Below are 22556 nucleotides of genomic sequence, written 5' to 3'. Positions count from 1 at the left end.
ATCAAACCCCTTCTATTCATAGAATTTGCTAAAACAAAAATAAATAATTTAAAACTACATAATCTACAACTACATAATATCCCCTTCTTCAAATAAGTTGTTTTGTATATTATGTATACAAAGTTATAAAAACTATACCTATAATATTATTCTACCTCTAACCCTAATATCCTCCTTATATATATAATTTATTTTATTATATATTGTTATATCCTAAGTTTTTAGATTGATATATGTCTAAAAAAAGACTGTTGATTAAACAGTCTTTTTTAATATATATGCTTGTTATTTACTTTTCATGATGATTGCATCCACATCCACAATTTTCATCGTGATGATGATGTTCTTCTTCTGAATCTTTAACTTGTTGTTCCATCTCATTAAACTCTTTTACCATTATATCATAAGTTGGAAGTGCTGCCTCAGTATCATATTCTTCGCCTCTCCAATCAGCATACATCATAGCATCACCATTAGTTAAAACCAATCTACCTGACATAGTTATGTTATCTACTTCTTCTAAAAATTCTATTTGTTTTTGTAAAACTTCCCCTTCTAATTCTACATCTTCATCTAAACACTGCACTATCATTACTGGAGCGTAATAATCCTCATCATCTTTAACATTTACAATAATATCTAAAGTTCCCTCTGCACCTTCTTCAAATTCTGCTAATTCAACATTTGTATCAATCATGTCCTGAGGTACTAATAAATCTTCTATTAAATATTTTATTACTCTGTCTTTTACTAATTCTTTTGACATTTATTTTTTCTCCTTCCGATTCTATAACATTATCATAATCATTTCTATATTATAGTATACTACATTAATTGTTTTTTCAATCTCTTATAAAAATTATTTTTTTATTATTTACCTTATATTACCTTTTTTATTACAAACTTGTAATCGCATTGATTTAAAAAATAGTTTATATTTAGTATAATAGAAATGTAGCACATATTTTTATTCAATATATTGATAAAAATATATATTGAAAATGTAATGTATGTTAAATCTAGGAGGATTATTATGAAGTTTAAAAAACAAATTAGCTCTATTATTATATCTACTATGCTTGTGTTTGGAAGTTTAAACCTTGCTTATGCAGATGGAACAAATGTTGTTACACTTGGAGCTAACTTATCAGAATCTCAAAAACAACAAATGCTTAATTATTTTGGAGTTAAAAAAGACCAAGTCTTAGTTTTAGATGTAACAAATGCAGAAGAAAGACAATATTTACAAGGTGTTGCAACAGAGAGCCAACTTGGTAAAGTTACTATTTCTTGCTCTTATGTTGAGCCTACAACAAATGGCAATGGAATTAATGTTAAAACAGCAAATTTAACTTGGGTAACTAGCTCAATGATTGCTTCAACACTTACAACAGCTGGTCTTGAAAATGCAAATGTTATTGCTGCTGCTCCATATCCTGTAAGTGGTACTGGTGCATTGACAGGAATTATGAAAGCATTTGAAGATGCATCAGGAAAAAAACTTGACGAAACAAAAAAGGAAATTGCTTCTGAAGAGTTAGTGGTTACAGGTGATTTAGGAGATGATATAGGTCAAGAAAAAGCAACTGGTGTGATGAATGATATCAAAACAGAAATTGTAAAAAATGGTACAAAGGATACTAATCAAATAGCTAATACGATAAATAATGTTGTAAACAATTACAATATTACTATTACACCAGAACAAAAAGAACAAATTCAAGGTGTAATGAAAAAAATAGCTGACCAAGATTATGATTACAATAATATGAAAAATACATTGGATAATGTATCAGACAATGTAAATGAACAACTAAAAAAATTAGGTGATAGTGTTAAAGGTTCTGGAATACTAGATACTATAGGTGGATGGTTTAGTGGAATAGGAGATTGGTTCTCTGGTTTATTCTCAGGAGGAGATAAAAAAGATTTGGGAATCTTAAATAACACTAATGATGAGTCTCTTGGCTCAAATGCTGTGATAAACTCTACAGAAGGTGTTCAAATAAATCCACAAGATAATACTAACTCTAATAATACAGATAACTCAGAAGATAGTACTAACTCTAATAATACGGATAACTCAGAAAATAATAGCGAGAATAATGATAACACTCAATCAAGTGAAAATAACACAACTAATAATTCTGAAAATCAATCCAATACTAATGACTCAGTTGGTTTCTTTGAAAAAATAAAGAATTGGCTTTCAGGTTTATTTTAAAAATTAAGTAAATAAAAGAATTGCCTAATATAGAAATTTTCTATAAAAGGCAATTCTTTTTATCTCAAATAAATTCTTATTACTTGCTCATTTTTTGAGATTTTTCTATACATGCACATATAGCTTTTATAACAGAGGCTCTAAAACCTTCCTCTTCAAGGACTTTAACTGCTTCTATAGTAGTCCCTCCAGGTGAGCATACCATATCTTTTAGTTCACCAGGATGTTTTCCTGTTTCAAGTACCATTTTTGCAGAACCCATAACTGCTTGTGCTGCAAATTTATATGCTTGTTGTCTTGGCATTCCTGCAATTACTGCTGCATCTGCAATAGCTTCTATAAACAAAAACACATAGGCTGGTGCAGAACCACTCGCTCCAATCACTGCTTCTATAAGATATTCTGGTACGACTTCAGTGTTTCCAAAAGAACTAAATACTTCTACCACTGCTTCTAAATCTTCATCTTTTATATTTTTATTTATAGATATTGAAGACATAGCCTCATTTACAAGTGCAGGAGTATTAGGCATAGTTCTAACTATTTTTTTATTTTCACCTATAATTGCCTCTATATCTTTTATAGATTTTCCTGCTGCTATTGTAACTATAATCTTACTATCATCTACAAAATCTTTTATCTCTTCTAAAATATCATCATATATGTCTGGCTTAACAGCTACAATTACTATATCAGAATTTCTAGTAACCTCTTTTGAATCTTTTGTAGTATTTATACCAAAATTTGCATGTATTCTATCAAGAGTTCCTTGAGTATATGCTGATGCTGTTACCATATTAGGTTCAACTAATTTTGAATTTACTATACCACCTATCATAGCACTGGCCATATTCCCTGCACCTATAAATCCAATTCTTTTCACTGTAATACTCCTCCTTAAATAAGTAATAACTAAACTTTAAGCTTCTTTAACTGTATCAGAATTTTCAAATGGATTTGGTATACTTACCACTAAAATTCTTACCATCTTATTAGTATAGTTAACCCAATTGTGATTGTTCTTTTCACTATTGTAGTGTATTGTATCACCTGGATACATTTCAATTTGCTCGTCACCCAAAAACACTGTAAGAGTGCCCTCTAAAACATATACAAATTCTTCACCACTATGTACATAGCAACAAATTTCTTCACTACTTTTACTTGGAAGAATTTCAATTAATCTTGGTAACATAGTTTTTTCTTTTAAATTAGATGATAAATGATAATGTATAAATGTTGAATTTTCTACATCAAAAACTTCTTTTTCATAACTTCTTAATACAGGTCTCTTATGCTCCTTTGGTTTCATAAAAAAGTAAGTTAAATCTACATCCAATACATTTGCTATTTTACCTAATGAATCTGTTGCCACACTTGTTAATCCTCTTTCAAGCTGTGACAAAAATCCAATTGATAAGTTTGTTTTCTCACTCATATCTTTCAGTGTCATTTGTTTTTGAGTTCTAAGTTGCTTTATTTTTGCTCCTATGTCCTTATTCAAAACCATCACCCCTAAATAATTTTAATTTTTTCATAATATAAATATAAGAATATAAATATAGGCTATTATATCTATAATATTTCACCTCAAAAAAACTTTATTAGTATAAATATAATTTATTCACTTTCTTTTGTCTACACATTTATCATTATTTATAATTTATTATATATATCTCTCTACCTAATTTAATAAAATTTATTAATCATTTTTCTATTTTTTAATATATCTGATTATAATGACTTTTTTTATATTATAAAACTATATTATAAAACTTAAGTTATTCCTATAATTTACTTTATTATTTATATAGTTCATAATATATAAATCCTATTAGTATAATTTTTATCAGATTACTATCTTTAATTTATGTATATTGCATTATATAGTTTATTTGAATTTAACTATTAAAAATCAAGCTTATTATATTGCTATTTCTACAGATTTTTACATCCTTTACAATAATTATAACATAATTTTACAATTTAATAGTATCTATTCAATGCCTTTTTTTATTTCTACAATATCTTATATTTTACAGTCTAAAACTATACATATTTTTCTAATATTTATACAGATACAGACTTGTTATTTCCTAATTTAACAATCGTTATCAAAATATTTATCATCTTTTTAAATTCCATTTTTAAATTTTCTGTCTAACAATAATTTTCATAATAAACCATATGAAATCACCTTATAACCTCAATCATACGATTTTAAATATATCTCTATTCTAAAGATACTTTCTTTTTTTGTCAAAATTTTTCTATTTTTTATAAATAATTATTTGTTGTAATAAATAATCTGTTTAATATAAAATAAACTAACTTTATATATAAACACGACTATTCTTAATAAAATGCGTCCAAAAGTTAATATTCATTTATTTTATAGTATAATATTATCATACTTATTTTGTTGAAATATATCTTTGTTTGTATAAACAAAACAATTGAAAATAATTATAAAAATCTACTGAAAATACATCTCCTGCTTTATAAATTTATTTATACTAAAATAAAAATTCTATAAAAAATAAGATATATATTTATAAAAAATAATTTTTATAAATATATATCTTATTGATATCAGTACCTATTCTATATAAAAACGCCATAAAAAATCTTTTGCTTCTTCTGCATAGTCTATATTTATACGTTTACTAGTTTTTATATCCAATTTATCTTCACTAAATACTTTTTTTCCTTCATTATCATAATAAAAGTCACTTATATATAATTCTTCACCCATTATACTCTTACTATTTAAGCTTCTATCTATTTTTAAAGCCTTACAAAGTTTTCCTGGTCCATTAGTAATATTTTTTATTTGATACTTACTCAAATTATCATACAGTTTATTATATCTATTTACAGATATCTCATTTAAAGAAGTTATTGGTTCGACACCTCTTATTAACACACACTCTGGTACATTTTCTATATTTGCTGATAGATTTAGACAATTGTACATACCATAAATTAAATAAACATATATATGTCCACCATCTAAATAGAGAGGCTTAGTTCTCTCAGTTCTTTTATCACCATATACATGTGCGCCTTTGTCATTTATACCCATGTATGCCTCTGTCTCTACTATCTTGGTAACAATTGTTTTATTTTCATATTTTCTTATTAAATATTTACCTAATATAGATTTAGCTAAATCAATTCCATTTTTCCTAAAAAAATCCTTTTCCAAAATTCCACCTCATAAAGTTTATTTATAGTCAGTTAAATACAGCTAAAATCATAAGTAAAATTAGTCTGCTTTTAATTGTATATTAATATATAAAATAATGGATTTCAATATTTACTACTTATATATATCAAAAAATTCTATCTCGAATTTTTCAATATTATCGTTGTAATTTGATTTATCATAGACTTCTTCAACTACTTCTTTAATTGGGAATATTATTTTTACCTTTGTTCCTTCTCCTAATTTACTATCTATATAAATTTCTCCATTTTGAATTTCAATTAATGATTTTGCAAGACACAATCCTATTCCACTGCCGAATTCGTTTGATATACCACTATTTTCAATTTGTTTAAATCTATTAAATATGTCGTTTAATTTCTCCTTTTCTATACCTATTCCAGTATCTTTTATAAGTATTTCTACATTTTCACCCTCTTTATATATTCCTACAAGTATTTCTCCACCTTCTAAAGTAAACTTTATAGCATTTGATAATATATTCAATATTATCCTCTCTATAGATTCTGGGTCAAGTCCTACTCTCATGGTTTCTTCATTTGTATCAAAAACTAAGTCTATTCCCTTAGATTTTGCATAACTGCTAATGGATGTAACTATTCTTTCTGTTATATCGATAATATCAAAGTTAACCGCTTTAATCTTATATATTTCTGATTTAACTTGAGAAATATTTATTATATTATCTATTAATCTTAATAATCTAAACATGTTTTGTTTAGTTATTTTTATGTGTTCTCTTAATATATCTTGACAGTCAATTATCTTTCCTTTTTTATAAAGATTCTCGATAAGCTGAACTGAACTATAGATATTATTTAAAGGGGTCTTAAGTTCATGAGATATATTAGCATAGAACTCCATCTTCATCTGGTCATACTGTCTTTGTTTTATTAATGCTTTTTTAAGTCTCTCAGACTCTCTTTGTACACTTAAATCTTTAATTATTCTCACTCTACTTCTCTTCTGCCCAAAGTATAAGGTTCTTGATATCATCTTTACTTCTTTAATATGATTGTTTTCATTTACTATATGAATACTTTTTTCTCTTTCACCTATATTTAAATTGTTTATGTATTTTTTTACTAAGATATTTCTATATTTTTGTGTTGTTACGCCTAGTACATCACTTGATATTCCAAATAATTCTCTAAAAGCTCTATTCGTATAGAGTACTCTTGATGTACTTAAATCTTCAAGAAAAATAGCCTCTGGTATAGCATCTAATAATTTTTCATATATTATTTTTTGTTCATTTACTGTTCTAAGTATATTTATTTCTTTAGTTATATCTCTAAATGTAAGTAACTTAAATAATTTATTATTTGACCAATAATCTCCAACTCTTACTTCTTCAACATGTTCTTCGCCCTCTGAATCAGACATTACAAAATTAATTATACAATTTGCTGTATCATTATAACTTACTATTTCAGCTTTCTTTTCTTTTGTTAGATTTAATCTTTTAAACTCTCTATTATCAAAAAAATCTATGTTAAAGGTTTCAAAATATTTTTCTAATGTCATATTAACTAGCTCTTTTGGTGTACATTTAAAACTCTTTTCATATTTTTTATTTATGCTTATTACTTTATTCTTCTTTATACCACCTTCTGCACTTCTTACAAGTATAGGAGATGGTATATTTAATATTATATTTTCATAATCTTTATTTATAGCCCTTATCTCTTTATCCATTTTTATTTCATTTGTAATATTATTTAAGCTTATTAAATAATTACTTTCTTCTTCATTATTACTTAAACTTAACAAATATATTTTATTATTCAACTCTACTTGTTTATCAATTATACTTATATCCGTATCAAATTTCTTTAGCTTTTCAGCTACATGCTCATCTTCCTTTATAAAATTTAATATGTGATAAAAGTTTTTCATGTCCTTTGAAAATTCATCTTTAAATGCATTATTTGTATAACTTATATTAAAATCATAATCTGTTATTATCCATACATTTGGTATAGTATCAAGTGCTTGTCTTAATAACTCTTTTCTTTCATCTATGTAATTTTTTAATGTTTTCTGTATAGTCATGTCCTTTTCTATTGCTAGATTTATCTTACTTAATTGTTCTGACTTTTTACTTAATTTCTTATTTATTGAATTTAATTCATAATATGGATATACCACTCTATTAATTAGACTGTATACATACACATAGTAAGTATAATTACATAACAATAAATACACTACTCCTATTAATCTATCTGTATCTACTATACTAATTTGACAAGTTGTTATAAAACCTATAATAGTTGCAAATAAAGCAAAGTATGATAAATTTTTTATTAAGCTATAATGTTCAGTTTCACTATTAGTTTTGTTTAATACAAACAATAAATTGAACAAGGACATGGCAACATTAATTGCCATAATAATCATATTCAAATAAAAGTTATTAAAAATACTTCTTAGAAGATAATCTACTATTACAAAAGTACTGTTGAAAATCAACAAATGACTTATTCTCAGTTTTTTTATTTTAGAAATTGTTAAGTATATAAATGTAGATATATTAATTATACTTAAATTGAGTATCATAACTTGGAATTTTTGAATCTCTAATTCTGCTATGCCTAAAATCCCCACAAAAACTAATACAAGGCATCCTAATTTTAGTATGTTTATAAATTCATCTTTTTCAAAACTAGTTATATAAACTATAGAATATCCAAATATCCAAAGTAAAATTATTCTATACATATTTATGGAAACTGTATACAAATTTATATTCAAAAGTGCAATAATTAAAAATAACCCATTAGCCAATATATAGCCCTTATTCTTCCTTAAAGTTCCTTTAGATTCCATATTCTCCACCACTTCTTCATTTTTATATAGTTTTATCTATAAATATGTTACCACAATTCTCCCAAAAAATTTGTCACTTTCTAGTTATAAAAAAAAATGAGTAAAGTTTTTAAAATTTTACTCATTTTATAGATTTTGTATATTTAATTTAAAAAGCTGGAACTATACTTCCTTTATATTCATCTTGTATAAACTTTTTAACTTCTTTACTGTTCATAGCCTCTGATAAAGCTTTAATCTTATCGCTATCTTTATTATCTTCTCTACAAGCAATTATATTTACATATGGAGAATCGCTTGATTCTATTACTATTGCATCTTTAGTAGGATTTAAATTCGCTGTTAAAGCATAGTTAGAATTTATTACTGCTCCATCAACATCTTTTAATACTGTTGGTAATTGTTCTGCATTCATTTCTTTTATTTGTATATTTTTAGGATTTTTAGTTATATCTTTTTTAGTTATAAGTTCGCCATCCTTTACTTCTATTAATTTATGCTTTGCTAATAATTTAAGTGCTCTAGCTCCATTAGTCGCATCATTTGGTACAGCTATAACTGCTCCATCTTTTACTTCATCTAATGATTTAACTTTTTCTGAATAGAATCCCATTGGCTCTATATGAACTTTAGATGTATAAGTAAGTTTATATTCCTTTTCCTTCACAGTCTCCTCTAAAAATGGAATATGTTGAAAGAAGTTAGCATCCAAAGAACCTTCATCTAAAGCTGTATTTGGAAGCACATAATCATCAAATATCTTTACTTCTAAATCATATCCTTTTTCTTTTAATAAAGGTTTTGCAACTTCCAATATTTTTGCATGTGGATTTGATGATGCCCCTACTAATATTTTTTTATCCTCTTTGTTTGAACATCCTACTGCTGATATTGCTATTGCTGACACTAATGCTACTGATAATAATTTTTTTAATTTCATTTTTTACTCCCCCTTTAAAAATGTTTTATTGATTAAATTATTTTAGTTTCTTATAAGCTAGATTTCCTAAACCTTGTATTATTTGAACTAGTATTACAAGTGCTATTACTGTATAAACCATTACTGCTGTGTCAAATCTTTGGTATCCGTAAATAAGAGCTATATTACCTAGTCCACCAGCTCCTACTGCACCTGCCATAGCTGTATAGCCAAGTATAGAAATTACTGATAATGTAATTCCAGATACTATTGAAGGCATTGCTTCTTTTATCATAACTTTAAATACTATTTGTTTTTTTGTAGCTCCAAAAGATTTGGCAGCCTCTATTAGTCCCTTATCAACTTCGTTTAATGAACTTTCTATAATCCTAGCGATAAATGGTGCTGCACCAATAGTTATTGGTACTATTGCAGCAGTTTCTCCTATACTTGTTCCAACAATTAATCTTGTTATTGGAATCATTGCAACTATAAGTATCATAAATGGGAAACTTCTAAATATGTTTACTATAAATCCTAGTGCACTATTAATCGTACTATTTGGTTTTAATCCATCTGGTTTTGTCACTACTAATATAATTGCTAGTATAAATCCTAATATTGTTGCCACTACAGTTGGTACTATGACCATATATAAAGTTTGTAGTAATGCATTTGGAAATAGTGTTGTTAAAAAATCAATTAGACTATTCATTTATCATTTCCTCCCATCTTATGTCCTTATCTGTAAGATACTGTTTTACTTTATCTCCACTTTTATCTGAAACATTTATAATAAGTGAACCTAAAATATCTTCTTTAAATTGTTCTAATTTCCCAAATATTATAGATACATCTATGTTTAACTCTCTTGCCATTGTTGTAATAATAGCTTCATTAGAAATGTCTTTAGGGAATAGTATTTTTATATTTGTTCCTTTTGGTAAAATTATACTTTCTTCACCTATTAATTTTCTAAGTCCTTTAGTATTTCTCAAGAAAATTTCTTCTGTATCTCCTATTTCTAATACCTCTCCATTTTCCATTATTGCCACTCTTCCACAAATTTGTTTTATAACTTCCATTTGGTGAGTTACAACTATTATTGTTATTCCTAGGTTTTTGTTTATATCTTCAAGTAATGAAAGAATTGATTTTGTAGTATTTGGGTCTAGTGCTGAAGTTGCTTCATCACAAAGAAGTACTTGTGGGTTTAGTGCTAAAGCCCTAGCAATTGCAACTCTCTGTTTTTGACCACCACTTAAGTTTCTTGGTTTATCATTTTTCTTTTCAGATATACCAACCACTTCTAGTAACTCTAAAACTCTTTTTTTTATTTCTGCCTTTGTATATCCAAAGCACTCTAAAGGTAATGCTACATTATCAAACACTGTTTTTCTTTCAAGTAATGAAAAGTGTTGAAAAATCATACCTAACTCTTTTCTTAAATCCCTCATTTGCTTTTCATTTAATGACTTTACTTCCTTATTAGATACAAGCACACTACCTTCTTGATATTCTTCTAGCCCATTTATACATCTAAGTAGTGTTGATTTTCCAGCACCACTATGACCTATTATTCCAAAAATTTCTCCAGATTCTATCTCAATACTTACATCTTTAAGTACTTGAGTCTTTCCATAATACTTATTAACATTTTTTATGCTAATCATAAAATTTCCTCCCCACATATTCTGCTCAATTTGTATGTTTATTTTTATTTATGTATTTTAAATTTGTATCTAACAAAATAAAAGCCTGAGTATAAACTCAGGCTTAGAAAGCTATTTATACTCATCTATCAACTATATTAGTTGCAGGATTTAGCACCAATGTATATAAAATATACTGGTTGCCGGGTTTCAAAGGGCCAGTCCCTCCACCACTCTTGATAAGACGTTATTTAATTTAATTCGATTATCATTTCTTGCTATGTTATATATAATATATTTATTAATAATATTTGTCAATAAATTTATTTGAAATTTTTATTTTTTATTATTCTGAATTGAAAACAAAGTTCATAAAACCTCATATCAGTTTAGAAAATGGATATAAAGATACTACTCTTTCAATTATTTTGACAAAACTGATACTTGTTCTATCTAATTTCTATTTGGATGTGGATTTCTTCGAGTAGAATGTTAGTGATTTTCCAGCAAAAGTAGAAGCATATAAAGAACTTATTTGCAAAGAACTTGGAGTAAAAAATAAAAACGAACTATTTTAAAATGCGAAGTAAATATTTGTGAAAATACTAATCATCTGAACTGGAGTTATTGGAACTTTAAATACAGTCTCGTTGGCAGGCAAAAACCAAATACGTCACTATGTAAGAAAAGATTGTAATAAAGCATTATAATATCTCCACTTGTAACATTTTTTTGAAAAACTCATTGACAAGTAAGTGACTAATAAGTATACTAAATATCAGTGACCACATGGTCACTAATATTGTACAACGGAAATGACCAGTCGGTCATTACATAAGGAGATATCATGCCTACAAAATTATTTTTTGAGCTTAATGAAGACAAACAAAGGAATATTATTAGTGTGGGAATATCTGAATTTGCAACATATGGTTATACAAATAGTTCCACCAATAGAATAGTTAAAAGCTCTGGTATTAGTAAAGGTAGCTTGTTTAAATATTTTTCTACTAAAGAAGAATTGTATTTTTTCATACTTGATACCGTCACAGCAGACTTTATTGAAAGTTTAGAAAAAAAGACAATCGCCATTTCACCAGAGTTATTCCAACGAATAATTGAATATTCTGCTTTAGAATTTTCTTGGTATATTCAAAATCCTGAAAAAGCAAAATTGTTAATAGGTGCATTTACAAGAAGTGATACTGAGATTTACCAAAAGACCATAGAACGATATAGTATTAAGGAATTTGATGTATATGACAATCTAGTTAAAGATATTGATTTGAGTAATTTTCGTTGGGATAAGCAGAAAACTATCGACATTTTGAAGTGGTTTCTAAAAGGTTTTAACGATTCTTTTTTAGTAAGTACTCAAATAGATAACTATTCATTCGAACACATACAAAATGAATATGTAAAAAGTCTAACAGAATATCTGGAAATATTAAAAATGGGGCTTTTAAAATAAAAGGAGGATACAGTTATGTTTTGGAAGGCAAAAGGTGGATGCGTCAGCATTGACGATACAGATATGGACTATATCTCTTTTGGAAATGGTAGTGATATTTTAATCATGCTTCCTGGACTAGGCGATGGATTAACCACAGTCAAAAGAATGGCTATCGCAATGGCTATAGCATATCGCATGTACGCCAAAGACTATAAAGTATATGTTTTTAGCAGAAAAAACCATTTAAAAGAAGGTTATTCTACACGAGATATGGCTAAAGACCAAGCGAAAGCCATGAAAATACTTGGTATCACTAAAGCTAAAGTTTTAGGTATTTCTCAAGGTGGAATGATAGCACAATACCTTGCTATTGATTATCCCGATTTAATTGAGAAACTCGTACTGGCAGTTACGCTATCAAAGCAGAATAAAAACATACAAGAAGTTGTTGGGAATTGGATTACATTGGCAGAGCAAGAAAAATATAAGCATCTAATGATTGACATATCAGAAAATTCTTATTCAGAGAATTATCTAAAAAAATATCGTTTTCTTTACCCCTTGCTTGGGAAAATCGGTAAACCTAAAGATTTTAGACGGTTTCTCATACAAGCATCCTCTTGTATTCAGCATGATGCATATATGGAGTTGAATAATATTATATGTCCCACTTTGATAATTGGGGGCGATAACGATAAGATAGTTGGTGTAACTTCTTCTGTTGAATTAACTGATAAAATTAAGGACAGCGAATTATTTATATATAAAGGTCTTGGACATGCTGCGTATGAGGAAGCAAAAGATTTTAATAATCGTGTTCTAAATTATTTATCGAAATAAAGTAAAGCATTATAAAAATAGAGTAGATACGCTATCCTGTATGTGGCAACAAAACAAGGCTAAAAATTCGATTAGATACTATACCTGAAAATTTCTCGTTTTATATTTTTTTACTGTTTTTATAAGCCATCATTAAATATTGAAATCAAATAGGCGTAAAACGGAATTTTTAAGCAACTAAAACAGAAACACATAAAGCCACACAAACATAGTGTTCGTGTGGCTTTACAGCGCTTTATAAAATAATTTTTATTGTTGATATTGGCAGGTTATTCTACTATTTTTTATTATTTCCTGTTATTCCTAATCTATCATTCATGTCTTTTATCATTTTTCTAAAACCACTACCTATATCATTTCCAACATCTTCTGTTCCATGAACTAGTTTCATAAAGTCATTTTGACCTTTTTTCATATCTTCATCAGATACTTTATCTAATTTCTCTAATCTAGCATCTATATCTTTTACTAATCTTTCACCTTCAGTTATTAATTCATCATTCATTTTCTTTAATTCAGCATCTTCTGTTTTACCATCTTTTTTAAGAGATGTTACAAATGATTGTATTTTGTCTCTACTGTCTTTGTATGCAGCCTTTACATCACTTAAATATTTTTCATTTCCTGGATATTCTTTATCTTTAAATTGATTATTTATACTTTCTGGAGTATCATAAATAGAATATCTATTTAAACCTGCTATATAATCATTATAGCTTGTTGAATAATAATTCATATAACCTTCATTGTTGTTTACTGATTCATTTGGATTTTTTCCTGCATTTTCATTTGGTTTTTCAGTTTTTTTAGTACAAGCAGTCATACCTATAGCTAATACTAACGCTAGTCCTACAAATAAAGTTCTTTTTAATTTCATTTTTATTATCCTCCTAGATGTTTTATATTACAAAAAGTTTTAATAAAGTTCTTTCTCAATTTAGTATTTCTATATTTTTATTTTTTATTTACTAAAATTAAACAATTTATAATTTATTTTTTGGGAAATTATAATAGATAAGTAATTAATAAAAAAAATATAATTTTATTATTGATATTGATTATCATTCATAGTATAATTTAATTAATTGATATTAATTTTCATTTGAAGGAGGTTATCTTTTATGCATTGTTGCAATTCACAATTTTGTTGTAAGAATAAAATTGAATCATCATATATAAAATGGCTTTTAGAAGTTTTAGGTCCAGTTTTTTTAGGCTCTAAACCTGCTGAAATAATAAATATTTCATTTACTGATGTAAATAGAGAGGAAAAAATTAATGATATTTACAAATATCTATATAATTGTAAAAGAATAGATTTTATAGTTATTGATAAAGAAAAAAAAGGATTAAAAATTTTATTTGTAAATAAAACAGCATTGTCAGAAAGATTAAAATGTAAAAAAACAGTAAATTTCTTGAAGTTTTTAGGATACAAACAAAATACTAATGTAAATGCTTATTTAGAGCATCTAGTTGAAAAGCTTAAAACTGATACTTTTCCTGATGAAATAGGTATTTTTTTAGGATATCCCCTTAAAGATGTAATTGGATTTATGGGATATAGTAACTATGAAGTTTCTATGATTAGGTATTGGAAAGTTTATGGTGATCCAAAACAATCAGAAGACACATATTCTAAGTTCTTGCTTCATCGTAAAAAAATGAGAAAATTACTTGACTACATAAGTGTAGATAAAATAGTAAGCTGTTTCTAATTAGATTTTATTCTATAAAATAATTAAAAATAAAAATACATCCTTTTTTATCATGTTATTATCACAATAACTTAAGGATGTATTTTCTATTTTAATATGCTAATTTCTTAATATACTAATTTTGGTTATATAACATATCTTTAATATTTATTTTCTTTTCTTGCATTCCATTAGACATCAAGAATTCTTGTGTATCCTCTAACTCTTTTATGTCCTTATCTGTTATCTTAGAACTAAAATCATACCAAGAATACATTTCCTTTGTTTCATCTAAAGTTAAACCAACTTCTTTTGATACCTCTTCCATTACCTTATCTTTATTCTCATCCATATATTTTAAAGTCTCTTCATGAACTTTCATAAATCTTTTTACTAATTCAGGATATTTTTGAGCAAAATCATCACTTACTGCAGTAACTATTATTCCACTAACTAAACCTTCTCCATTTACTATCATTTTGCTACCTGCATTTATTGTTTTTAAAGCCACTGGCCCTGCAAGCATTGCAACATCTGCACTTTTACTTTCTAATGCAGAGGCAGCACTAGGAATATCCATGTTTACATATTCAACATCATCTATCGTATAACCTTCCTTAGCAAGTGCAGCAATCAATAATTGATGAAGTATAGTCCCTTTTGGACCTACAATTTTCTTACCTTTTAAATCTTTTATAGATTTGATATTTTCATTGTTAGTTATAAGCATATATCCTTTTGGTGATCTACTATAGATATTTGTAACTTTAAGTCCAACTCCATTAGATGCTGCTATTATAGCAGATGTTCCACCTAATGCATGTAAAAAGTCTAATTCTCCAGCAGCTAGTGCCTGAGTTTGTTCTGGGCCTGTTGTTAGTTCATGAAAATTAACTTTTATATTATCCTTTTTAAATTCCTTACCAAATGAATCATCTTTCTTTTCCAGTATACTTGGAACGTTAAGTGGAGACTTCACATAGGTTAAATTTATTTCCTTAGGTAAACTAGTCTCTTTTTTTGTAGGAACATCTTTATTACCCTCTTCTTTGGTTGAACATCCCACAGTCCCAACCAATACCATTACTAAAGATGTCATTACTGCTAAAATTTTTTTGTTTCTTTTAATCACTTAAAACTCCCCCAATTCCCTTAATATTTCTTTTTTTAAGCTTATATAATAGCTTTTAGTTAAATCTCTATTATATTCATCTTCGACACTAAATTGTTTAATCCCTTTATTTTTACTAAAAACAATTATTTTCTTTGCTATTTCCATAGCTTCTTCTATATTATGAGTTACAAATACTACCCCTTTTTTAGTATTTTTATGGATATTTACTACTTCTTTTTGCATTTTTCTTCTTGTAAAATAATCTAATGCTGCAAATGGCTCATCCATCAATAGAATATCTGGATTAAAAGAAAGAGCTCTTGCAATACTTACCCTGTGAGCCATTCCTCCTGATAACTCATTTGGATATGAGTTCTTAAACTTTTCAAGTTTCATCATCTTTAAATATCTATCTAAATCAACTTTATTTCTATTATTTTTTTCAGTATGTAAAAGTATATTTTCACTTACATTTAGCCATGGCATTAGTCTACTTTCTTGAAAAACAACTCCTACTTTTGGGATACACTTTTTATCATTATTAAAAAAATATACATTTCCACTAGTAGTACTTTCAAGACCTGCTAAAATTCTAAGCAAGGTTGTCTTCCCACAGCCACTTTCCCCTAGTATAACCGTTATTTCTTCGCTAGATATACTTAATGATATATCATCAAGCACTAAATGTTCTTTATTATCAACTAAATACTTTTTATGTATATTCTCTAATAAAAATCCATTTCTAACCATTTAAATCAACCTGCTTCCCTTTACTAAATTTTGCTATTGCCATTGAAAATAGATAATCTGAAAGTATACCTAAAAAACCAATAACAAAAATTCCAACCAGTACAATATCAGTTCTTGACATATCCTTACCGTCAGAAATCAAGTATCCTAAACCTGAAGAAGCCGCAATAAGTTCTGCACCAATTATAGCTCTAAAGCTATACCCAAGACCTAAACTAAGTCCAACAACAATATCTAACATAGAATTAGGAATTATTATTTTGCAAAAAATTCTTTTCTTAGATAAATTAAAAGACTTGCCTACTTCAATTAATTTACTGTCACAATTTTTTATCCCTTTTAGTGTATTTAAAAATATTGGAAAAAACGATGCTAAAACTATAATTATAATTTTAGACTCTTCACCTATACCAAACCATAAAATCAGCATAGGTATTAAGGCTAGTGGAGGTGTACTTCTCATAAATTCAAATAGTGGCTTGAAATATTCATACATTTTTTTATTTACACCAAACACGATTCCAAGTGGTATTGCTATCAATGAACTTATTAAAAAACCTATAAATATCCTCTTCACACTAGCATAAACATTTAAAAAAATAGAACCATCATTTATCATTTTTATAAAAGTTTCCAAAACTCTTTCAGGCGGAGGCAAAATATAGCTACTCCATATACCTAAAACACATACAATTTTCCATAAAACTAAGATTAGTAAGAAAATGTAATATCCTTTAAACTTTCTATGAATTCTCTCCAGCATCTAATACTCCTTTTTAATATACCTACCCCTGCTACCCTTTTTATTCTTTAAATATATTTTAAGCTACAATTAAAATTCACTATAAAAATTAATCTATACCAATTCTTACTCCACCTGACCTCATTCTGTCAGAAGGTGTTGCATCTGTATTCAAGCTGGACAATCTTTCAGATGGTTGTATAATAACAATTTGACCATGCTCAACAAACTCCATATGATAAGATTCCCCTGAAGTCTGACCAACAAAAGTTTTCCATGATAGTTTTGCTACTTTAGGATATGGTTCCCTTCCAGTCCATGCTACTAACGCATCTGGGTCGACACAACAAGGCCCTTCAAGTATTAGAGGGTTCCCATCTGTTATTATGGCAATATCTTGATTTTGACTTGTTTTATTTATTAAATGTGTAGTAAAAAGTCCTTTTTGAGATATTACTCCTGAACCAATTAATTTTACACTATAATCTAGTTGTTCTGAAAATGCTAATAAGTTTTCACTCTCAACACAAATCGAGTCACCTGGGTCAATTGATATTACATCTACATGATAAGCATTTTGTGCTAGGTAAATTTCACCTTCACCTTCAACAACCATTATTGGCATTTGTTCTCCTGTCAATGACCTTTGAACATGTCCTAGCAATGCTCTACCTAAACCACCACCATTATTTGGGCCTAATATTAATTTTTCAAAGTTAAAATTTCCTTTAAATGCTACCATAGCACCTTTTTTAGCAAAAAATTTACCACTTCCTCTTGCTATACACATAAGTTCATTTGTTACATCAAATTTAAACATAATAAACATTTATATTGCTGTATTTAGCAATAATCCCTCCTAATCATATATTTGTCTATAATTATACAGTAAAAATATAATATAGTCTAATTGACTTCAAATATGAAATTTATTATTTATATAAAAAATAAGAGCCTGATAAAAAGTTTAACTTACTTTATTATCAGACTCTTATTTTATCTATCTTTTAGTATCATGGCAACTCTTACTACTTGAGCATCCAGAACAACCACATCCACAACTACTGCCATTCTTTTTCTTGTTATTAACCATATGCATCACAGCCAATGCCATTAATACTACCACAATAGCTGCTATAATAAATGTAGCCATAATCATCACTCCTTATTTATATGAACTAATTTTTCATATAGCTCAAATTACCAATTTTATCTTTTTTTATTGTTCGATTTGAATAAGTTAAAACCCCAAATACTACAGCTATTGCTATAACTATAGATATTATTGCCCCAGCAATACTTCCACCAGTTCCTAAAAGTACACTTCCAACTTGATTGATAAGAAGAGCAACTATATAAGCTGTTAAAGTTTGGAACCCTAATGTAATCCATGTCCATTTCCATGAACCCATTTCTCTTTTTATAGCACCAATAGCTGCAAAACAAGGTGCACAAAGCATGTTAAATGCCATAAATGAAAATGCACTGACTACTGTAAACATACTTGCAACTGAACCAAGAAGTGTTGGGTCTTGTTCTGTTGCATCTGATATACCAAATAAAACGCCAAATGTTCCAACTACATTCTCTTTTGCTACTAGACCTGTAACTGTTGCTACTGATGATTGCCAGTTTCCAAATCCAAGAGGTGCAAATATTGGTGCAACTATATTTCCTAGACTAGCCAATATACTATCTCCTGCATCTACCATTTGTAGTGACCAGTTAAATGATTGTAAGAACCATATTACTCCACAAGCAACAAAGATAATTGTACCTGCTTTGATTATAAATGCTTTTCCTCTATCCCACATATGAATTAAAACTCCTTTTGCACTAGGAACATGATATTGAGGTAGTTCCATAACAAATGGAGATGGTTCTCCAACAAATAAAGAAGTTCTTTTTAATATAATTCCACAAACAATTATCATTACAATTCCTAAGAAATACATTGATGGTGCTACCCATGAAGCCCCTCCAAACAGTGCTCCTGCAAATAAAGCTATTATTGGAATCTTAGCTCCACATGGAATAAATGTAGTTAACATGATAGTCATTTTTCTATCTCTGTCATTTTCTATAGTACGAGTTGACATAACACCAGGAACTCCACAACCTGAACTTATAAGCATCGGTATAAATGACTTTCCTGAAAGACCAAACTTACGGAATATTCTATCCATTATAAAAGCCACACGTGACATGTATCCACAATCTTCAAGTATTGATAATAGCAAAAATAAAAGCATGATTTGTGGTACAAATCCTAATACAGCTCCAACTCCACCAATTAAGCCATCAACTACAAGACCTTGTAACCAATCAGCTACATTTACGGAAGCTAAGAAATTACTTACATTACCTTGAATAATTTCTCCAAACAATACATCATTTGTCCAATCAGTTGCTATAGCACCCAATGAACTTACTGCTATGTAGTAAACTCCCCACATTATAAGTGCAAAAATAGGTAGTGCTAATATACGGTTTGTTACAAACTTATCTATTTTATCTGAAACAGTTTCTTTACCATTTCTATTTTTCTTTATTATGCTTGAAATTATTGAACTAATAAATTCATAACGATTTGCTGTGATTATACTTTCACTATCATCATCCAATTCATCTTCACAATTTCTAGTTATCTCTTCTATGTCATTTAATATTACTTTAGAAATATCAAGCTTTTGTATAACATTTTCATCTCTTTCAAATAACTTTATAGCTAACCAACGTGTTTCCATATCTATATATGGAGTTTTTTCCTCTATTATCTTTTCGATTTTTTCTATTGCTCCTTTGCTTTCATCAACAAAAGGTAACTTAAAATCTAATTTATTGTTACCACTTGCAATTTCAATTGCTTTTTGAGCAGCTTCCATAATACCTTGCCCTTTAACAGCTGTTACTTCTACTACAGGGCAACCTATAACCTCTGATAATTTTTTAATATTTATCTTATCTCCATTTTTCTTAACAACGTCCATCATGTTAAGAGCTATAACAGTAGGTATACCTAATTCCAAAACCTGAGTTGTTAAATATAAATTTCTCTCTATATTTGATGCATCTACAATGTTTATTACTGCATCTGGTTTATCATCAAGCATAAAATTACGTGTAACAACTTCCTCTAATGTATATGGTGATAGAGAATAAATACCTGGTAAATCTACTATTTCTACATCTTTATTTCCTTTTAATTTTCCACCTTTTTTTTCAACTGTTACTCCTGGCCAGTTACCAACATATTGTGATGAACCTGTAAGTCCATTAAACATTGTTGTCTTGCCACAATTAGGATTTCCTATGAGACCTATTTTTATTGACATTTCCATTCCCTCCATTAATATTTAGATATATAAATTATTTTTGATACAGAAAATCATTCTCACTATATAATTGCATTAACTCTACTATAATTAACTTTATTATTCCACAATAATTTTTTCTGCATCTGATTTACGAATTGATAGTTCATAATCTCTAACTGTTATTTCAATTGGGTCTCCAAGAGGAGCTACTTTTCTCACAAATACATCAACACCTCTTGTAATTCCCATGTCCATTATACGTCTTCGTGTAGCTCCTTCTCCTTCTAATTTTTTAACTTTTACAGTTTCCCCACACTTAATATCCTTTAGCTTGTTCATATTACTACCTCCCTATATTATTATTCTACTTGCCATTTTTTTATCTAATGCAATTCTAGTATCCTTTACATCTATTATTAAATTACCATCTATCTTAGAAATTATTTTAACATTTGTTCCTACTACAAATCCTATGCTATTTAAAAATGTTCTTGTCTTATCACTTCCTGAAATCTTCTTTATAACTACTTCTTCTCCTATATTTGATAATACTAATGGCATACGATATTCCTCCTTATACTAATTTAAATTTATATGTAGACTTTTCCTTCTATTTAAATTCTAGTATCTTATTTTTAAATTGTGGTTCATTAAAATGATTACCTATTTTTTTCCTTCTTTTTACAATTCTTAATTTTGATTTAAGTCTATCATAATAGTATAGTTTTTGCAAGTGATTATTGTATTCTTTTGATTTTTTCTCTCAATTAATTTTATTCCTCATACAAATCTTATTTATCTTAACATAATTTTTATAAAATAAAGATGCTTTTAGATAGTATCTTTGACTATCTAAAAGCATCTTTATTTTTCATCTATTTTATATTTATTTATATACTTAATTCTTACTTGGAAACATTTTCATTATTACTTTCATCTTTTTCTGTAAAAATGTCTTTATCTAATTTTAAAATATCAACAAACAAATGTATTTTGACATACTCTCTTCTTCTATGTATGAGAGTGTGACAAACAAAGTTTAAATTCTATTATAAATAATTATATTCTCTATTAACTTGAATATTTAGATAGAAACTCTATTTGTTGAAGATTAAATGTTTGTGTATGAATATTGGAATAATTTTTTGAGTATGTATCAACAAAACCATGATTTGCATCTGCGATTTCAATTTGAATATTTTGTTTTTTGGCAAGAAGTTGAGAGGCAACAAACTCAACATCAAATGAATCGTATTTTGCAAATACTAATAAAACAGGACATTTTGGAATTATATCCATATAATCTCTAATTCGAGAACCATAACAGCAAATTATTCCATCACATAAGGAATTTTCACTGCATCTCCATGCAATTGTTGCACCTACACTATATCCAATAACGAATACATGCTTATATTTTAATTTTAAATCATTTATAAGTTTTTCTACTTTTTCATAGATATTAAATCCTATATTACTTATAAAAAAATTATATGCATCTTGAGCTTTTAAATAAGAAAAAACTTTCCCGCTACCCAAAAGTTCAGGGCAAAATACATCATATCCATCTTGATAGTATTTTTCACAAATATCCTTTATAAAATTGTTAACTCCATAAATTTCATGTAGCACTACAATAGCTATATTACTTTTATGTGTATACTTAATCAGTTTATCCACCACCTTTATTAAATAGTCAATATTTTTATACTTAGTTTAATGTATTCCTATATGTATGTCAATTTACTGTTTTAGAATCTAATTTACTCAAAAAGGAGTATTTCACT

At 27.6% G+C, this 22556-nt stretch carries 23 protein-coding genes and 1 riboswitch; of the genes, 5 read left to right on the top strand and 18 right to left on the bottom strand.

All coding sequences use genetic code 11. The annotated features are described in order from the left end of the window. Window positions 1-289: 289 nt before the first annotated feature. Window positions 290-766: a type I restriction enzyme HsdR N-terminal domain-containing protein gene (locus IC175_RS14625; RefSeq protein WP_227432867.1), complete on the bottom strand. Its 477-nt coding sequence runs from the start codon at window positions 764-766 to the stop codon at window positions 290-292. 267 nt (window positions 767-1033) lie between these two features. On the opposite strand from IC175_RS14625, the gene IC175_RS14620 reads away from it, so the two are divergent. Then, window positions 1034-2224: a DUF1002 domain-containing protein gene (locus IC175_RS14620; RefSeq protein WP_227482326.1), complete on the top strand. Its 1191-nt coding sequence runs from the start codon at window positions 1034-1036 to the stop codon at window positions 2222-2224. 79 nt (window positions 2225-2303) lie between these two features. On the opposite strand, the gene proC is transcribed toward IC175_RS14620, so the two are convergent. From proC to IC175_RS14585, 7 genes are all read right to left on the bottom strand, one after another. Continuing rightward, entirely contained in the window at window positions 2304-3107 is an 804-nt protein-coding gene (proC, locus tag IC175_RS14615; RefSeq protein ID WP_227432864.1) for a pyrroline-5-carboxylate reductase, read from the bottom strand. Window positions 3108-3143: 36 nt separating this feature from the next. Continuing rightward, window positions 3144-3734, bottom strand: coding sequence for a helix-turn-helix domain-containing protein (locus IC175_RS14610; protein WP_413840640.1), 591 nt, complete (start codon window positions 3732-3734; stop codon window positions 3144-3146). 1089 nt (window positions 3735-4823) lie between these two features. Beyond that, complete coding sequence (locus tag IC175_RS14605) at window positions 4824-5432, bottom strand: DNA-3-methyladenine glycosylase (protein WP_227432862.1); 609 nt, start codon at window positions 5430-5432, stop codon at window positions 4824-4826. A 114-nt stretch (window positions 5433-5546) separates the two neighbouring features. Further along, a complete protein-coding gene (locus IC175_RS14600) occupies window positions 5547-8285 on the bottom strand; it encodes a PAS domain-containing sensor histidine kinase (protein ID WP_227432861.1) in 2739 nt (912 codons plus the stop codon). Window positions 8286-8433: 148 nt separating this feature from the next. After that, the gene (locus IC175_RS14595; RefSeq protein WP_227432859.1) at window positions 8434-9225 is read right to left on the bottom strand and encodes a MetQ/NlpA family ABC transporter substrate-binding protein; all 792 of its coding nucleotides are present in this window, start codon (window positions 9223-9225) and stop codon (window positions 8434-8436) included. A 37-nt stretch (window positions 9226-9262) separates the two neighbouring features. Next, entirely contained in the window at window positions 9263-9919 is a 657-nt protein-coding gene (locus tag IC175_RS14590) for a methionine ABC transporter permease (protein WP_227432857.1), read from the bottom strand. Next, window positions 9912-10877 carry a methionine ABC transporter ATP-binding protein gene (locus IC175_RS14585; protein WP_227432855.1) on the bottom strand — a complete coding sequence of 322 codons (966 nt, stop codon included), beginning with the start codon at window positions 10875-10877 and terminating at the stop codon, window positions 9912-9914. Before IC175_RS14585 ends, IC175_RS14590 begins: the two co-directional genes overlap by 8 nt. A gap of 118 nt (window positions 10878-10995) precedes the next feature. Further along, window positions 10996-11102, bottom strand: a riboswitch (SAM riboswitch). A gap of 601 nt (window positions 11103-11703) precedes the next feature. Between IC175_RS14585 and IC175_RS14580 the strand changes: the two genes are divergently transcribed. From IC175_RS14580 to IC175_RS19695, 3 genes are read left to right on the top strand one after another with little or no spacing between them, the layout of a single operon-like run. Then, window positions 11704-12327 carry a TetR/AcrR family transcriptional regulator gene (locus IC175_RS14580; protein ID WP_227831145.1) on the top strand — a complete coding sequence of 208 codons (624 nt, stop codon included), beginning with the start codon at window positions 11704-11706 and terminating at the stop codon, window positions 12325-12327. A gap of 15 nt (window positions 12328-12342) precedes the next feature. Then, a complete protein-coding gene (locus IC175_RS14575) occupies window positions 12343-13149 on the top strand; it encodes an alpha/beta fold hydrolase (protein ID WP_227831146.1) in 807 nt (268 codons plus the stop codon). Between the two features lie 26 nt (window positions 13150-13175). After that, complete coding sequence (locus IC175_RS19695) at window positions 13176-13274, top strand: cysteine-rich KTR domain-containing protein (protein WP_227433305.1); 99 nt, start codon at window positions 13176-13178, stop codon at window positions 13272-13274. Between the two features lie 152 nt (window positions 13275-13426). On the opposite strand, the gene IC175_RS14565 is transcribed toward IC175_RS19695, so the two are convergent. Continuing rightward, window positions 13427-14026 (bottom strand): hypothetical protein, encoded by a 600-nt coding sequence (locus tag IC175_RS14565; RefSeq protein ID WP_227432853.1) that lies wholly within the window; start codon window positions 14024-14026, stop codon window positions 13427-13429. Window positions 14027-14270: 244 nt separating this feature from the next. Here IC175_RS14565 and IC175_RS14560 point away from each other — a divergent pair, with 244 nt between their 5' ends. Further along, complete coding sequence (locus IC175_RS14560; protein WP_227432851.1) at window positions 14271-14867, top strand: DUF3793 family protein; 597 nt, start codon at window positions 14271-14273, stop codon at window positions 14865-14867. A gap of 115 nt (window positions 14868-14982) precedes the next feature. Here the strand turns inward: IC175_RS14560 and IC175_RS14555 are convergent, their stop codons facing one another. From IC175_RS14555 to IC175_RS14515, 9 genes are all read right to left on the bottom strand, one after another. Next, window positions 14983-15945: an NrtA/SsuA/CpmA family ABC transporter substrate-binding protein gene (locus IC175_RS14555; RefSeq protein WP_255619376.1), complete on the bottom strand. Its 963-nt coding sequence runs from the start codon at window positions 15943-15945 to the stop codon at window positions 14983-14985. 33 nt (window positions 15946-15978) lie between these two features. Beyond that, the gene (locus tag IC175_RS14550; RefSeq protein ID WP_227432849.1) at window positions 15979-16710 is read right to left on the bottom strand and encodes an ABC transporter ATP-binding protein; all 732 of its coding nucleotides are present in this window, start codon (window positions 16708-16710) and stop codon (window positions 15979-15981) included. After that, window positions 16703-17473 carry an ABC transporter permease gene (locus IC175_RS14545; RefSeq protein ID WP_227432848.1) on the bottom strand — a complete coding sequence of 257 codons (771 nt, stop codon included), beginning with the start codon at window positions 17471-17473 and terminating at the stop codon, window positions 16703-16705. The genes IC175_RS14550 and IC175_RS14545 overlap by 8 nt, the downstream gene beginning before the upstream one ends. Window positions 17474-17561: 88 nt before the next feature. Then, entirely contained in the window at window positions 17562-18272 is a 711-nt protein-coding gene (locus IC175_RS14540; RefSeq protein WP_227432847.1) for an AIM24 family protein, read from the bottom strand. Between the two features lie 180 nt (window positions 18273-18452). Then, window positions 18453-18605 (bottom strand): FeoB-associated Cys-rich membrane protein, encoded by a 153-nt coding sequence (locus IC175_RS14535; protein WP_227432846.1) that lies wholly within the window; start codon window positions 18603-18605, stop codon window positions 18453-18455. Window positions 18606-18630: 25 nt separating this feature from the next. After that, on the bottom strand, window positions 18631-20787 hold the full coding sequence (feoB, locus tag IC175_RS14530) for a ferrous iron transport protein B (RefSeq protein ID WP_227432845.1): 2157 nt from the start codon (window positions 20785-20787) through the stop codon (window positions 18631-18633). Window positions 20788-20886: 99 nt separating this feature from the next. Further along, a complete protein-coding gene (locus IC175_RS14525; RefSeq protein ID WP_227432844.1) occupies window positions 20887-21108 on the bottom strand; it encodes a FeoA family protein in 222 nt (73 codons plus the stop codon). 12 nt (window positions 21109-21120) lie between these two features. After that, complete coding sequence (locus IC175_RS14520) at window positions 21121-21330, bottom strand: FeoA family protein (RefSeq protein ID WP_227432843.1); 210 nt, start codon at window positions 21328-21330, stop codon at window positions 21121-21123. Between the two features lie 510 nt (window positions 21331-21840). Continuing rightward, window positions 21841-22452, bottom strand: a complete 612-nt coding sequence (locus tag IC175_RS14515; protein WP_227432842.1) for a dienelactone hydrolase family protein — start codon at window positions 22450-22452, stop codon at window positions 21841-21843. Between the last annotated feature and the right edge of the window lie 104 nt (window positions 22453-22556).

Source organism: Clostridioides sp. ES-S-0123-01 (assembly GCF_020658415.1).
Lineage (GTDB): Bacteria > Bacillota > Clostridia > Peptostreptococcales > Peptostreptococcaceae > Clostridioides.
Note: the sequence above shows the minus strand (reverse complement) of the source record. Positions and strands in the feature narration are given on the sequence as shown.

What these genes read in the sequence shown, in the direction of transcription:
- IC175_RS14625 (WP_227432867.1), bottom strand. Translation starts at nt 766, where the DNA reads ATGTCAAAAGAATTAGTAAAAGACAGAGTAATAAAATATTTAATAGAA.
- IC175_RS14620 (WP_227482326.1), top strand. Translation starts at nt 1,034, where the DNA reads ATGAAGTTTAAAAAACAAATTAGCTCTATTATTATATCTACTATGCTT.
- IC175_RS14610 (WP_413840640.1), bottom strand. Translation starts at nt 3,734, where the DNA reads ATGGTTTTGAATAAGGACATAGGAGCAAAAATAAAGCAACTTAGAACT.
- IC175_RS14600 (WP_227432861.1), bottom strand. Translation starts at nt 8,285, where the DNA reads ATGGAATCTAAAGGAACTTTAAGGAAGAATAAGGGCTATATATTGGCT.
- IC175_RS14595 (WP_227432859.1), bottom strand. Translation starts at nt 9,225, where the DNA reads ATGAAATTAAAAAAATTATTATCAGTAGCATTAGTGTCAGCAATAGCA.
- IC175_RS14590 (WP_227432857.1), bottom strand. Translation starts at nt 9,919, where the DNA reads ATGAATAGTCTAATTGATTTTTTAACAACACTATTTCCAAATGCATTA.
- IC175_RS14585 (WP_227432855.1), bottom strand. Translation starts at nt 10,877, where the DNA reads ATGATTAGCATAAAAAATGTTAATAAGTATTATGGAAAGACTCAAGTA.
- IC175_RS14580 (WP_227831145.1), top strand. Translation starts at nt 11,704, where the DNA reads ATGCCTACAAAATTATTTTTTGAGCTTAATGAAGACAAACAAAGGAAT.
- IC175_RS14575 (WP_227831146.1), top strand. Translation starts at nt 12,343, where the DNA reads ATGTTTTGGAAGGCAAAAGGTGGATGCGTCAGCATTGACGATACAGAT.
- IC175_RS14565 (WP_227432853.1), bottom strand. Translation starts at nt 14,026, where the DNA reads ATGAAATTAAAAAGAACTTTATTTGTAGGACTAGCGTTAGTATTAGCT.
- IC175_RS14560 (WP_227432851.1), top strand. Translation starts at nt 14,271, where the DNA reads ATGCATTGTTGCAATTCACAATTTTGTTGTAAGAATAAAATTGAATCA.
- IC175_RS14555 (WP_255619376.1), bottom strand. Translation starts at nt 15,945, where the DNA reads ATGACATCTTTAGTAATGGTATTGGTTGGGACTGTGGGATGTTCAACC.
- IC175_RS14550 (WP_227432849.1), bottom strand. Translation starts at nt 16,710, where the DNA reads ATGGTTAGAAATGGATTTTTATTAGAGAATATACATAAAAAGTATTTA.
- IC175_RS14545 (WP_227432848.1), bottom strand. Translation starts at nt 17,473, where the DNA reads ATGCTGGAGAGAATTCATAGAAAGTTTAAAGGATATTACATTTTCTTA.
- IC175_RS14540 (WP_227432847.1), bottom strand. Translation starts at nt 18,272, where the DNA reads ATGTTTAAATTTGATGTAACAAATGAACTTATGTGTATAGCAAGAGGA.
- IC175_RS14535 (WP_227432846.1), bottom strand. Translation starts at nt 18,605, where the DNA reads ATGGCTACATTTATTATAGCAGCTATTGTGGTAGTATTAATGGCATTG.
- feoB (WP_227432845.1), bottom strand. Translation starts at nt 20,787, where the DNA reads ATGTCAATAAAAATAGGTCTCATAGGAAATCCTAATTGTGGCAAGACA.
- IC175_RS14525 (WP_227432844.1), bottom strand. Translation starts at nt 21,108, where the DNA reads ATGAACAAGCTAAAGGATATTAAGTGTGGGGAAACTGTAAAAGTTAAA.
- IC175_RS14520 (WP_227432843.1), bottom strand. Translation starts at nt 21,330, where the DNA reads ATGCCATTAGTATTATCAAATATAGGAGAAGAAGTAGTTATAAAGAAG.